We start from the raw sequence: 12,164 nt of genomic DNA on the forward strand, positions 1-12,164 counted from the left end.
CGCGGAGCCGCTTGAGATTCGCTGCGACCATGCGGCCACTGGCCCCAATTTCTATGCGTCCTGTCGACATAATCCTGACGCTACCACCACACCTTGCGGACGCCCAGCAGTTCCCATTATGGTCGTGAACATCTCGTTGATTGTCGAGATTACGTGGACGGAGCAGGGATGGAATCACGACAGCTCGGTAAGCCTCCTGAGGTCGCCGCCTACCTTCAGGTGCCCGAGAAGACGCTGACCCAGTGGCGTTACCTCGGGACCGGCCCCCGCTGGTCCAAGGTCGGGCGACACATCAGGTACCGGTGGAGTGACATCGAGAAGTGGCTCGACCAGCAGGCGGCCCGGCGGTCCGCGTGACTAACCTGCACGAAGCCGCACACGACGCGCACGCCAACGGCCTGTGCGTTATCCCTGCGGCCACGAACGGCACCAAGCAGCCGTGGCCCGACGGCCCCTCATGGAAGCGGTACCAGAGCGAGCGCCCCACCCTCGCCCAGCTCGACAGGTGGTTCGCCGAGAACGCCCACGGCCTCGGCATCGTCACCGGGGCCGTGTCCGGCAACCTGGAGCTCTTCGAGTTCGAGGGCCGCGCTATCGCCGAGGGCGTCGCCCGCGAGCTCGCCGAGATCGCCGACGCGTCCGGCCTCGGCGACCTCTGGCGGCGGGTCATCCTCGGCTACTCCGAGCGGACCCCGACCGGTGGCATCCACATCCTGTACCACGTCGACGGCGACGTGGCCGGGAACACGAAGCTCGCCCAGCGTCCCAGCACGCCCGACGAGCTCGCCGCCTGGAAGGCCGAGCAGCAGGCCAGCATCAACACCGAGCAGGACTCCGACCGCCGGGTCAAGCGGCAAGAAGCCCTCGACCGAGTGACCCGCGGCGAGCAGCTCCCCCAGGTGCTCATCGAGACCCGCGGCGAAGGCGGATTCGTGGTGACCGCCCCCTCCAGCGGGCGCACCCACCCCACCGGCGGCTCCTGGACCATGGTGACGGGCGGCTTCTCCACCATCGCCACCGTCACCCCGGAAGAGCGCGACGCCCTCCACCACCTCGCGGGCGCCCTCGACCAGATGCCCGCCACCGAGCAGGCCACGCCCCCCGTGACGCCTCCGGCCGCCCCTGGGTTCCGCCAGCCGGGCCGGGCCGACGACGGCCAGCTCCGGCCCGGCGACGACTTCAACGCGCGCGCCGTGTGGGACGACATCATCGGCGTCCACGGCTGGACCCGCCTCTACACCAACTCCCGCGGCGTCACCTACTGGCGGCGCCCCGGCAAGAACATCGGCATCAGCGCCTCCACGGGCAGGAACGGGGCCGACAACTTCTACGCGTGGACCACGTCGACGGAATTCGAAGCTGAGAGGCCGTACGACAAGTTCGGCGCCTACACCCTGCTCACCCAGGGATCGACCGGCCCGGCCGCTCTCAGCGCCGCCGGGAAGGCCCTGCGCACTCAGGGGTACGGCAGCGAGCCCGAGCGGTACAACCCCGGGGACCTCATCGCGCCGAGCATCGGGACCGACGGCAACCTCGCCACCATCCGCCAGCTGCACTCCGCTCCCGTGGTCGACGACGCCCGGCCGCGGATCGACATCACGCATGAAGATGCCGCGCTGCTCGCCATCAGCGACGCCCTCAACGCCCGCAAGATCCCCGGCCTCTACATCCACAATGGCGAACCGTCGCAGGTGCACGAGATCAACGACGGTTCAGAGACGCGTCTGCTGATCCCCGCCCTCACCCCCGACGCCCTGCGGATGCTCCTGGCCCGGCACACCGCGTGCTACAAGCTCAAGCTCGTCAAGGACGACCTGAAGGTGATCTCGGCCCTGCCGAACGTGGCCGCGGCCAAAGCCGTCCTCAGCCAATCGGAATGGCCCGGCCTGCCCATCCTCGCCGGGGTCATCACCACGCCGATCATCCGGCCAGACGGGAGCGTCCTCACCACCGCCGGATACGACCCGGCCACCCGCCTCTACCACCGCCCCACCATCGACGTCTCCGCAGTCCCCGAACACCCCGCCCCCGAGGAGGTCGCCCAGGCCCTGAAGTTCGTCCTGGAGTACGTGCTCGCCGACTTCTGCTTCGACTCCGAAGCCTCCAGGTCGAACTACTTCGCCATGCTCGTGACACCGCTCCTGCGGCTCTACGTGAACGGCTCCCGCCCCCTCGGCGTCGTGAGCGCCACCACCCGCGGCGCAGGCAAAAGCCTCCTCACCGAGATCCTCAAGGCGCTGTACGGCATGCGCATGAACCCCTGGATCTCCCGCGACGAGGAGATGGCCAAGACCATCACCTCCCTCCTGAGGGACACCACCGACCCCGTCATCTGCTTCGACAACGTCGGCACCTTCGACACGGTCAGCCACCCCTCCCTGTCGATGCTGCTCACCGCCCGCGAGTGGAGCTCCCGCATCCTCGGCGTCAACAACATGATCAGCAGCGTCAACGACCGGGTGTGGTTCGTCACCGGCAACAACGTCAACGTGGGCGGCGACAACGCCTCACGGTCGGTGCTCATCCGCCTCGACCCGCAGATGGAGCGCCCCGAACTGCGCACCGGCTTCGCCATCGGCGACCTGTGGAGCTGGCTCGACCACCCCGCCAACCGCGCCACCCTGTTCCGGGCCCTGCTCGTCCTGGTGCGCGCTTGGGTCGCGGCCGGCGCCCCGCAGCGGACCGACCTGCAGATGCGGAACTTCTCAAAGTGGGCCCAGATGGTCGGCGGCTTCGTCAACTTCTACGGCCTGCCCGACTTCCTCGCCAACGCCGAAGAGCTGTCCAACGAGGGAGACGAGGAAGAGACGTCCACCGCGGCATTCCTCGCCCGCTGGCACGCGAAGTTCGGGACGGCCAGGAAGAAGGGCGCCGAACTCGTCGAGAGCAGCCGCGGGCAGATGCTCAACGGCCAGTGGATCGACACGTGGGACGGCACCTTCCCCACGAAGGCGGACGGCACGGTCGTGTCCGCCAAGGGGCTGGGAAAGTACCTCAGCTCCCGCAGGGGCCGCATCTTCGCCGGGATCCGGCTCCAGGGCGCCATCGACCCGCACAGCAAGGTGTGGCTCTACCACGTCGAGAACGTCGCAGACGGTCATGCAGGCGACTCGACATGATCGCCTGCGGGGTTTGCTGCGGGGTTTGTGCGGGGTTTGACGATAGGTCATTTGGGCCAAACCCCGCAACCGAAACAGCACGTCAGAGTGCATGTGAAGGTCGTTTGCGGGGTTTGCGGGGTTTGAATCTCAGTCCTACACACATGCGCCTGCGCGCACACGTGAACACGAATGAGGGCCGGACCGAACAGCGAAACCCCGCAAAGCCCGCAGCATCCAGGCGCAGCTCTCCCGCCTGCGAAAACCGCGCGGGATTTCGCCTAAATGATCTCTTCTCAAACTCCGCACAAACCCCGCAACAAACCCCGCAGACCTCTCTCCCCGCTCATCGCCACGCCACCGAAGGACTCCCTATGACCACGCCCGAGAAGTTCCGCAACGAGCTGCTCAGCCTCACCACCGCCAACCCCGGATGGAACGTCCACATCCGCGAAGTGGAATACGACTCGACCACCCGCAAGCACACCACCAGCCGCGAAATGACGTACCCGATCATCGCCTGGGCCGTCGTCAAGACCCGGTGGTCCGACGACAGCCCCACCAACGACACCGAGCCCGTCTTCGTCACCGAGCTCGGCCCCACCCACTCCAGTGAGTACCGCCGGACCTACTCCGATCTCAGCGCGCCCATCCAGACCACCATCGGCATCACGGTGGTGCAGCCCTCATGAACGCCGCGACCACCGCCCTACTCGACCAGGCCGACGCAGCCGCCGGCCACGCCCTCAACTCGCTGCACCGCACCGCCCACCAGATCGGCTCCGCGGTCACCTACAACCTGCCCGGCCCCGTCAGCACGACGATCCTCGACCGCCTCAACACGCTCGCCCGGCAAGGCGCTCTCACCCTGTGCTCGCACCTGTCCACCAGCGCCCCTCAGCCCGCGTTCTGGGCCCCCTGGGCGCCCGGGAAGATCCGGTGCCCTCCATGCGCCGAGCGCGCCTACCGACGTATCAAGGGCACCCGGGAGGACAAGCGCTGTGATCACTGCCGACGCGCCTGCGTGAAGATCACCAGCCTCGTCGTGCAACTCCCCGCGATCCTCGTCAACGTCGCCCCGCTCCCCGCGTTTGTCATCCCGCCCGTCCAAGCCTCCTACGGCCTGTGCAGCGGATGCCGACGAGCCGACCAGGCCGCCGCGTGAACCCCCGCCGCGTGCCCGTCCGCGCCGCCTCGTCGATCGGTGGAAACGATGCGCGCGACCCCCCGTCCGCGGCGCCTCACCGATCCGCGGAAATGCCGCGCGCGAGCCACCGCCGCACCACCCAGGCACGAAGGAGATGACCGAAGTTGGCCGAGAAAGTCCCGCGCAGAGGAGAGAACGCCGTCCTGCTCGCCCTCGCCAGCGGCGTCAGCATCGCCGACGCCGCCCGCGCCGGCGGCGTCTCTCCCCGCACCGTCAACCGGTGGCTCGACAACCACGCGTTCACCACGCAGGTCGCCGAACTCCGCGCGCAGCTCCTCGGCCGCACGGTCGGCGCCCTCATCGAAGCGTCCGTCGAAGCGGTCGCGACCCTGCGCTGCAGCCTGCACGCCGACAGCGAAGCCGTCCGCGTCCGCGCCGCCACCGCGATCCTGAGCGCCGTCATCACGATCCGCGAGAGCGTCGACCTGGAAGAGCGCCTCGCCGCCCTGGAGACCGCCGAGAAGGAAGGGCCCTACCGGTGAGCCGCCGAGCCCTCGCGAACCGGCTGACCGCCCTGGAGGCCGCCCGGCCGGGCACCATGACGTTCACGCTCGACGACGGCAGCACCATCCGCGTGTCGGTCCTCGCCGTGCTGGACGTGTTCGGTGAAAGCGCGGACTGGTTGCGCGTCGAGTCCGGAGACCCGCCGCCAGCGGATCCTCCCAGCCGCTACCTGGAGCTGCTCAGCCGCGCGGTGGCCGCCTCGGATGACTCGATGTTCGCCGCGGGCGCCGTGCAGTTCGCCCAGGCAGCCCAGGCCGCCCGCGCACAGCAGAAACTCACGATCTTGGAAGGACACCTCGATGAAGCATGACCCAGTCGTTTTCATGTTCGACCTGTTCGTCGCGGCCCTGGACGGCGATGACGCCAAGATGCGGGAGATGACCGCCCCGCTCGACCGGGAGCAGCTGGAACGGCTCCTGCTCACCGTCCCGGGGCCGGTGGTCAACCTGCTGCTGACGACGATCCGCGGCGGGACCGTGGCCCGGCGCCGCCGGAAGCTGCGCGACCTGATCCGGCAGACGGTTCGGGAGCGTGCGCGCCCGGCCGGCCGCGGCGAGGACGACGTTGCGTGACCCTCCCGCGTGACCCGGACCCCTCGACCCTCATCCCGCTTCACCTCGGAAGGACAACCCCATGGAGAAGAACACCACCCCCGCGACCGACTCGCGCGACGTCGACGTCGTCCAGCTCGGCACCCCGCTGCGAGACGCCGCCGTCGACCCCCGGCCCGGCGACGTCAACGTGCCCACGAACGCCGGCCTGGCCGACCCGCACAGCCCGCACGTCGTCGCGATTCGCCCGGGGTGGCCGCCGATCGTTCCGGCGCCGCTCGACGACGAGCCGGCCTGACCGGGCCCGGCGCCCGGTGAAGTTTCCCGCGGCGGCGGCCGGCGACTTCCGCACGCTGCTGCGGGAAGACGGATCCGTCGTCATCCCGCCCGAGGTGGCCGCCCCCGTCTTGCGCCTCCTCACCATCGGCCTTACCGCGCGCGTGCGGGCCGATGGTGGCGAGATCGGCCCGGTGGCACGGCAGGTTCTTCACGCCTTGCACGCGGCTTCTCAGCGCTGTGACGAGCCGGGTTTCCGTAGCGAAACCCCAGAGCCGCGGCCCGCCATCGTGGAGATCACGGTCATGGGCATGGCTTCGGAGATGGGTTGCAGTCCGCAGTACGTTCGCCGCCTGTGCGCGTCGGGCGTACTGCGGGCCCGCCGAGTCGGACGCCAATGGCTGATCACCCCAGACGAGAGGCGGACCCCATGACCCTGGCCGAGGCGCTCACCAAGAAGATGGCCGCGCAGGACGTTCCGACAGCCGAGCGGCGCACGCAGCTGACCAGCTACGTGCAGCTCGCGAAGGACAACCCCACCCTGTTCGCCGAGCTGCCCGAGGACGAACGCCGGGCCACCGCCATCTTCGCGGCTTCCCAGCTCGGCCAGGGTGCGAGTGAGCAGGACGGCGGCGAGGCGTGAGTACCGTCCCCACCGACCTGCAAGCCGCCGAAGCGGAAGCCGCCGAGGCCGCTGCACTCCTGGCCGCCCTGGAGGAACGTCTCCTCGACGGGGACGACTCGGTGACCCCGGCGCAGCTTGCCGAGCATCGGGACCTGGTGACGTTCGCGACGATGCGCGCCGAGGCGGCCCGCCGCCGCGCGGACAAGGAGCAGGCCGCGGCCCGCCGCGCCGAGTACGAAGCGCTGGCCGACGATGTGGCCGGCCTCGGCGAGGTGGCCGCCCCGGTGCGCGCCGCGTTCGCTGACGCGCTGGCCGCGCTTGGCCGCCTGGTCGACGCCGAGCATGCCCTGTCGGGTCGGGTGCGCGCCGCTCACGCCCGAATCATGCGGGCGCGCATGGTGGCCGAGGAGCACGACGAGCTCGACCTGATGAGGGCTGGCGGTGTGCTCGGCGCCGACACCGCTCTCGGCACCCGGTCGCTGCTGTACCGCCCGCCGGGCGGGGGCCGGGAGTCGTGGCCGGTTCTGCGGCCCGGGGAGGTGGCCGCGCTCGCCCTGCGACGCAGCATCGAGCAGGCCGCGGCCGAGCGCGGCGAGCGAGTCACCTCGGATTCCTGGCCGAGCACGATCGAGGAGCGCACCGGCCGCGCCGCCGAGCGGCTTCCCGGCCTGCTCGCCGTGCCCGAGGAAGGCGCCTGATCGTGTCGCTCCCCCCGTCCGGCCGCGCCGACGCCCTCGCCGCCGCCGTCGGCCTCATCACCACCGCCCGCTCAGGCCTGCCTTCCGGCGAGCTCGGCCGCCAGGTCCTCGCCGCGATGCGCGACCTGCAGAACCGCCACCCCGGGCACACCGCGCAGGCGCTCGCGTGGTTCATCGGGCAGCTCGCCGCGCAGGCCGGACACGCCTGCGACGAGTGGGACAAGGCGGCCGGCGGAACCCCGGCGGCCGAGTGGCTGACCACGGTGGGCGCCCACGCGGCACGCAACAGGGAGGGCTGAACCCATGTCGACTCTGTCTCTCGGCGAACTCCACGCCATCATCGACGCCGACGACAAGGGTTTCGACTCGGCCGTCGACGGCGCCGAGCGGGCCCTGCAGTCCCTCCAGGCCAACGCGAACAAGCACCTCGACAGCCTCGCCGAGAACCTCGACTTCGACGCCGAGTTCAACGCCATCGTCGCCGGGTTCGGCCTGGCGGGCGACGGCGCCGAGGACGAGTCGTCGCGGATCAGCGCGGCCATGGACGTCGCCCGCGACTCCTTCGAACAGGCAGGGAACGCCGCGGCCGGCACCGCGAAAGCGGTCGCGCTGATCGGCATCGCCACCGCGGTGGCCTCGGCCGGTGTGCTCGGTATCGCGGGCGGTCTCACCCTCGGCGTCGCCGGGCTCGGCGCGTACCTGGCGATGTCGAAGGAGGTCAAGGCCGAGTTCGCCGACTTCGGCAAGCAGGCGTTGACCGCGTTCCAGAAGGCCGCCGAACCCCTGCAGGGGCCGATGCTGGCCGGGCTGGAAAAGCTCGCCACGAAGCTGGAGCCGCTCGGCGAAGCCCTGGGCAAGGCGTTCGAGAAGGTCGCGCCGCTGATCGACACCGTGTTCAACACCGCCATCACGGTCATCGACTCCTTCATCGCGAACCTGCCCGCGATCATCGACGCCGGAATGCCGGTAGCGACGTTCCTGGTGACCACCCTCGGTGGCGCCATCTCCGGCTTCCTGAACTTCGTCACCTGGGCCACGCAGAAGATTGACGACTTCAAGGCCGCGTTCTCCGGCAGCTCCGGCCCCTTGTCGGAGTGGGGCGCGAAGATCTCCGAGATTGTCGGCAAGGCCAAGGCGATCTTCAACGACGTCTTCACGTCCGTCTCGGCCTGGGTGGCTGAGAATCAGGGGACGATCACCGCGTGGGGCGACGCCATCAAGAGCGGATTCGACTCCATGCTGGCCGCAGTCTCCTCGGCCCTGGATGCGATCAAGGCGCTGTGGGACACGTGGGGGTCCACAATCCTGGCCGCGCTCGGATCCCTCGTCTCCGGCCTGCTCGGCGCCTGGAACGGGCTGTGGCAGGCCATCAAGGGCGTGTGGGACGTCTTCGCCGGGATCTTCACCGGCGACTGGTCGCGGGTCTGGGACGGGCTGAAGAACATCGTGGTCGGGGTGTGGAACGCCCTGTACGCGATCGTCGAGGGCGCCGGGAGGGCTATCCAGGGGATTCTGAACAAGGCCGGGGAGCTCTTCAAGAGCGCGATGACCGCAGCCTGGGAAGGGCTGAAAACCCTTGCGACGAACGCGTGGAACAAGCTGACGACGATCATCTCTGAGGGGGTCACGAAGGCCGTCACCTTCATGAAGGAGCTGCCCGGGAAGATCAAGGCGGGCCTTGGGAACCTCGGCGAGCTGCTCGTGCAGGCCGGGCGGGATCTGATCGCTGGCTTGGTGAACGGCATCAAAAACATGGCGGGAGCGGCGATTGACGCGGCGAAATCCGTGGTCAAGAACGCTACCGACGCTGTCACCGGATTCCTGGACTCGCATTCGCCGTCGAAGCTGTACGAGGGCATCGGCGAGAACACCATCCAGGGCTGGATCAATGGCGTTCTCGCCAAGGGCGCTCTGGCGGTGACCGCGGTGAAGACGGTCATGAAGAACGCCAAGGCGGCGGCCGAGGAAGGGTTCGGAGACTCCCGGGCGGCCATCGACGCCGCGATCACCGCCGCCATGAAGAAGCAGAAAGCCGCGCAGCAGAAGGTCAACCTGATCGGCGGGACCAGCATCACGGACAGTCCGGGCGTGGCGATGGACGGCGGCGGCGGCTTCGGCGGCGGCTCAGCCCCGGGCGGTGTCACGATCAACATGCCGAACGCGGTCATCCGCGAATCGGCCGATATCCCGCGTCTGGGCGCCCAGTTCGGCTTCGAGTACACCGCCCGCGCCTGACCCCCGGGCATGAAGCGGCGCCCCCAGGTCCCTCCAGATCTGGGGGCGCCGCGTTCCGTCCCGACCCCCGAGCCGAGGCTTCGCCGGGAGTCTGCGCCGGGACGGAAGCTATTGGGCAGGCGGGGTGTGAGGGCCGTAGCCGAGCGGCCCCCGGTTGGCGATGCAGGCCGCCGCGGGCAGGAACAGGTAGTCCTCGCGCACGTCGGCCCCCCAGTAGTAGCCGAGGTACAGGGACCACAGGCGGCTGATCGGCCAGCGGCAGGCTCCGCAGAGGCCGGGCCGGGGTCCGTCGGTCATGACGTCCAGGCTTCCCGCCAGGTGGCGAGGACCGAGGCGACGAGGGCGGCCTTGATGTCGGGGTCGTCGGGCTTCCCTGCGCGCCAGTCCCGGGGCTGGGAAGGGGCGTTCCAGGTGATGCCGTTGGTCGTACGCTGATCCATGGGTCGGACCTCCGAGTCCGATCAAGAGCCCGTCCGACGTTCACGGCGTCGTGGCGGGCTCGTCACGTTGAGCGACCGTCATGCACCACATTAATCCACCTGCCCATGGTTAACCATGCTCTACCGTACACTCCCTTGGTTGAGCGTGCGTATCCGCAGGTCAGCATGCGTGCCTACGGTGTAGCTGTGATGATCGAGTGGCGGCCGAACGCGCCGAAGTGGACGCAGATAGCCGAGGTCCTCAAGCAGCGGATCGCCGACGGCACCTACCCGCCCGACAGCCAGCTCCCGTCCCAGCACGACCTGGTCGCAGAGTTCGGCGTCGCGGCGAACACCGCGCAGAAGGTCCTCACCCGGATGCGGCAGGAAGGCGTCGCCTACTCCGTGCGGGGTGTCGGGACGTTCGTCGCGGCCCCGGCCGAGAAGTAGCCGGCGGCCGGGGCTGTGGCACCCTCGCGGAGGGGTGGGGGTGCCACGTGCAAGGGGGTTACAGGTCAGAAGGGGTGCCACGGGGTGTGGCACCCCTTCGTGGCACCCGGGGTGGCACCTGGCGTGGCAGGGGGGTGGCACCCCCGCCCGCGACACCGTGGCACCCCCGTGAAGGGGCCGGGGTGTCGCGGGCGGGGGTTACAGGTCAGCGCGTTCCGACAGGTGTCGCGACACCGTGGCCGACAGGCCGGCGACAGCGCGCCGACACCCCTACGAAGATCAACACGCTCCTCGGTGCTCTCCCCCACGCACAGCCGTACAGGGCCGTCGAGGAACCGTTCCCGGGGAGACCCTCAAGACCCCCGCGACGCTTCAAGAGCGCAGGTGGCAGGGTCCAGAGGAGGGTCAAGGATCCTGGACACCGCCTCAAGTTATTGACCCTGCCCCTCAAGACCATGACCCCGCTCTGGACCCCGGAAGTGGGCCTCCAGGGCCCGTTTCCGAGGGTGCGTGAAATGCCCCTACCGCCACTACCGCGCAGGTCACACGCGGTAGTGGCCGGGTAGTGCCTGCCGGACAGGTAGGCCCTCGGTAGGGGCACGAGTAGGCCCCCCATCTTCGGCCGGTCAGACCGCTCGCCGACCTCCACCCCCCGGGCCCTGGCGAGCAGCAGCCACACCAGCGGCCACGGCAGCTTGTCGGCCTTCGCCTCGTTGCAGGGCGGGCACGCCAGCACGAGGTTCCACGGCTCCGAGCAGCGCCACACCGCCGACGGCACGTAGTGATCGAACGTGAGCAGCGTCGGGTCCTCGTACGGCTTCCAGCAGTAGAAGCAGCGCGCCCCGTCCCGGACCGCCAGGCGCTCCCTGAGCCACTGGCCGTACACCCCCCGGGTGTGCCGGGGACGGTACCTCTTGCCGCTCACGACGCGACCTCGACCAGGCCGCCGAGGTACGCCCGCAGCTTCCGCGCCCGGTCGGTACCGACGTTCATCCGCGCCTTGATGGTGCGGACGGACGGCGGCTCGCCCTGGGTGACGTCGGCCAGGAAGTGAGACAGGGCCAGCGGGTACAGCTCCGCGTCGGGGTCAGGTACGCCTTCCGGCTGTACCTCGATCTGGACGTCGTCGACGAGCTGCTCGTCGCGGGGGTCGCCGAGGTCGATCAGCACCGGGGCTGCGACCTGCGCAGGTACAGCGGGCCGGTGTACCTCGGCCTGCTCGGTGAGCCTCAGGAGTTCCTCAACATCACGCCACGCCCGCTCGACCTCATCCACCGCCTTCCCGTCGGAGGCGACGACCTCGAGCGGCGCCGGGGCGGCTGTACCTCGCCGGATCATCCCCATCAGCAGCTCGTACGACAGAACGAGCGCGACGGCCGGCCACGCGGCGACGATCGCCCCGACCGGGCCGTGAGCCCAGCCGTGCGCGACGTTCGCCGCGAGGGTGGCCAGGATGCCGAGGCCGAGGGTCCACCGGGCGAGCTTCGGCACGGACAGCCCCCGGCGGGCCGCGTCGAGCAGCACCATGGAAGAGGCGAAGATCGCGCCGTCGATCGTGGTCGGCACCAGGTAGGCGGTGAACCCGGACTCGCCGTTGGCGATCACCACCTCGTAGGCGTGCCGGTAGGACACGATTGCGGCGACCGCGGCCAGGAGCAGGACGACCAGAGTCGTGAAGAAGCGGATCACCAGGCCACCGCCCCGCCCTGCTCCGGGCCCTTCGAACCGCGCGACAGGGCCGCACCGAAGTCGGGGAAGGTGCGGATGTCGAGCAGGGCGATGACGTCGCCGAGCGCCCCGGCCGCCGCCAACGGGATGAAGAGCTTCGCCGGGACCGCCCAGTCCGGGCCGTACAGCAGCTCCAGGACGGGCGGCTGCAGCTGGCCGGCCGCCTCGACGACGAGGTAGGTGATCTGGACAGTGTTGCGGTCGGTGTCGAGGTCGGCGACGAGCCGGGTGTGCTGTACGACGTCGGGGTCGGTGCGGGGGTGGGTGGCGTCGCACCAGCCGAGCGGGCAGCGCTGCGGGCCGGGGGCGGGGTTAGGTACGGTCTTTTCCACGATCTCTCTCCTGTGTACGCAGGGGATGGGGTCGAGGCCCC

19 protein-coding genes are annotated in these 12,164 nt (G+C 69.8%); 14 read left to right on the forward strand and 5 right to left on the reverse strand.

The features are described 5' to 3' along the window. Window positions 1–168: 168 nt before the first annotated feature. From ACVCAG_RS01255 to ACVCAG_RS01315, 13 genes are all read left to right on the forward strand, one after another. A complete protein-coding gene (locus ACVCAG_RS01255) occupies window positions 169–357 on the forward strand; it encodes a helix-turn-helix transcriptional regulator (protein WP_447189324.1) in 189 nt (62 codons plus the stop codon). Continuing rightward, window positions 354–3,119, forward strand: coding sequence for a bifunctional DNA primase/polymerase (locus ACVCAG_RS01260; protein ID WP_447189325.1), 2,766 nt, complete (start codon window positions 354–356; stop codon window positions 3,117–3,119). The genes ACVCAG_RS01255 and ACVCAG_RS01260 overlap by 4 nt, the downstream gene beginning before the upstream one ends. 353 nt (window positions 3,120–3,472) lie before the next feature. After that, on the forward strand, window positions 3,473–3,790 hold the full coding sequence (locus ACVCAG_RS01265) for a hypothetical protein (protein ID WP_447189326.1): 318 nt from the start codon (window positions 3,473–3,475) through the stop codon (window positions 3,788–3,790). Continuing rightward, the gene (locus ACVCAG_RS01270; protein ID WP_447189327.1) at window positions 3,787–4,263 is read left to right on the forward strand and encodes a hypothetical protein; all 477 of its coding nucleotides are present in this window, start codon (window positions 3,787–3,789) and stop codon (window positions 4,261–4,263) included. The genes ACVCAG_RS01265 and ACVCAG_RS01270 overlap by 4 nt, the downstream gene beginning before the upstream one ends. A gap of 146 nt (window positions 4,264–4,409) precedes the next feature. Further along, entirely contained in the window at window positions 4,410–4,787 is a 378-nt protein-coding gene (locus tag ACVCAG_RS01275) for a helix-turn-helix domain-containing protein (RefSeq protein WP_447189328.1), read from the forward strand. Continuing rightward, on the forward strand, window positions 4,784–5,119 hold the full coding sequence (locus tag ACVCAG_RS01280; RefSeq protein ID WP_447189329.1) for a hypothetical protein: 336 nt from the start codon (window positions 4,784–4,786) through the stop codon (window positions 5,117–5,119). The genes ACVCAG_RS01275 and ACVCAG_RS01280 overlap by 4 nt, the downstream gene beginning before the upstream one ends. Continuing rightward, a complete protein-coding gene (locus ACVCAG_RS01285; protein ID WP_447189330.1) occupies window positions 5,109–5,381 on the forward strand; it encodes a hypothetical protein in 273 nt (90 codons plus the stop codon). The genes ACVCAG_RS01280 and ACVCAG_RS01285 overlap by 11 nt, the downstream gene beginning before the upstream one ends. A 61-nt stretch (window positions 5,382–5,442) precedes the next feature. Next, on the forward strand, window positions 5,443–5,658 hold the full coding sequence (locus ACVCAG_RS01290) for a hypothetical protein (protein ID WP_447189331.1): 216 nt from the start codon (window positions 5,443–5,445) through the stop codon (window positions 5,656–5,658). Window positions 5,659–5,674: 16 nt separating this feature from the next. Next, window positions 5,675–6,070 (forward strand): helix-turn-helix domain-containing protein, encoded by a 396-nt coding sequence (locus ACVCAG_RS01295; protein ID WP_447189332.1) that lies wholly within the window; start codon window positions 5,675–5,677, stop codon window positions 6,068–6,070. Beyond that, entirely contained in the window at window positions 6,067–6,279 is a 213-nt protein-coding gene (locus ACVCAG_RS01300; RefSeq protein WP_447189333.1) for a hypothetical protein, read from the forward strand. The genes ACVCAG_RS01295 and ACVCAG_RS01300 overlap by 4 nt, the downstream gene beginning before the upstream one ends. Further along, window positions 6,276–6,959: a hypothetical protein gene (locus ACVCAG_RS01305; RefSeq protein ID WP_447189334.1), complete on the forward strand. Its 684-nt coding sequence runs from the start codon at window positions 6,276–6,278 to the stop codon at window positions 6,957–6,959. Before ACVCAG_RS01300 ends, ACVCAG_RS01305 begins: the two co-directional genes overlap by 4 nt. 2 nt (window positions 6,960–6,961) lie before the next feature. Further along, on the forward strand, window positions 6,962–7,258 hold the full coding sequence (locus ACVCAG_RS01310; protein ID WP_447189335.1) for a hypothetical protein: 297 nt from the start codon (window positions 6,962–6,964) through the stop codon (window positions 7,256–7,258). A gap of 4 nt (window positions 7,259–7,262) precedes the next feature. Beyond that, window positions 7,263–9,194: a phage tail protein gene (locus tag ACVCAG_RS01315; RefSeq protein ID WP_447189336.1), complete on the forward strand. Its 1,932-nt coding sequence runs from the start codon at window positions 7,263–7,265 to the stop codon at window positions 9,192–9,194. A 108-nt stretch (window positions 9,195–9,302) separates the two neighbouring features. On the opposite strand, the gene ACVCAG_RS01320 is transcribed toward ACVCAG_RS01315, so the two are convergent. Both ACVCAG_RS01320 and ACVCAG_RS01325 read right to left on the reverse strand, forming a co-directional pair. Beyond that, window positions 9,303–9,491, reverse strand: a complete 189-nt coding sequence (locus ACVCAG_RS01320; RefSeq protein ID WP_447189337.1) for a hypothetical protein — start codon at window positions 9,489–9,491, stop codon at window positions 9,303–9,305. Beyond that, window positions 9,488–9,634 carry a hypothetical protein gene (locus ACVCAG_RS01325; RefSeq protein ID WP_447189338.1) on the reverse strand — a complete coding sequence of 49 codons (147 nt, stop codon included), beginning with the start codon at window positions 9,632–9,634 and terminating at the stop codon, window positions 9,488–9,490. The genes ACVCAG_RS01320 and ACVCAG_RS01325 overlap by 4 nt, the downstream gene beginning before the upstream one ends. Window positions 9,635–9,823: 189 nt before the next feature. On the opposite strand from ACVCAG_RS01325, the gene ACVCAG_RS01330 reads away from it, so the two are divergent. After that, complete coding sequence (locus ACVCAG_RS01330; protein WP_447189427.1) at window positions 9,824–10,063, forward strand: GntR family transcriptional regulator; 240 nt, start codon at window positions 9,824–9,826, stop codon at window positions 10,061–10,063. A 205-nt stretch (window positions 10,064–10,268) separates the two neighbouring features. On the opposite strand, the gene ACVCAG_RS01335 is transcribed toward ACVCAG_RS01330, so the two are convergent. From ACVCAG_RS01335 to ACVCAG_RS01345, 3 genes are read right to left on the reverse strand one after another with little or no spacing between them, the layout of a single operon-like run. Continuing rightward, a complete protein-coding gene (locus tag ACVCAG_RS01335) occupies window positions 10,269–10,988 on the reverse strand; it encodes an HNH endonuclease (RefSeq protein WP_447189339.1) in 720 nt (239 codons plus the stop codon). Further along, window positions 10,985–11,752, reverse strand: a complete 768-nt coding sequence (locus ACVCAG_RS01340) for a DUF2637 domain-containing protein (RefSeq protein WP_447189340.1) — start codon at window positions 11,750–11,752, stop codon at window positions 10,985–10,987. Before ACVCAG_RS01340 ends, ACVCAG_RS01335 begins: the two co-directional genes overlap by 4 nt. Next, the gene (locus tag ACVCAG_RS01345) at window positions 11,749–12,123 is read right to left on the reverse strand and encodes a hypothetical protein (protein ID WP_447189341.1); all 375 of its coding nucleotides are present in this window, start codon (window positions 12,121–12,123) and stop codon (window positions 11,749–11,751) included. Before ACVCAG_RS01345 ends, ACVCAG_RS01340 begins: the two co-directional genes overlap by 4 nt. Between the last annotated feature and the right edge of the window lie 41 nt (window positions 12,124–12,164).

Source organism: Streptosporangium sp. G12, assembly GCF_052983175.1.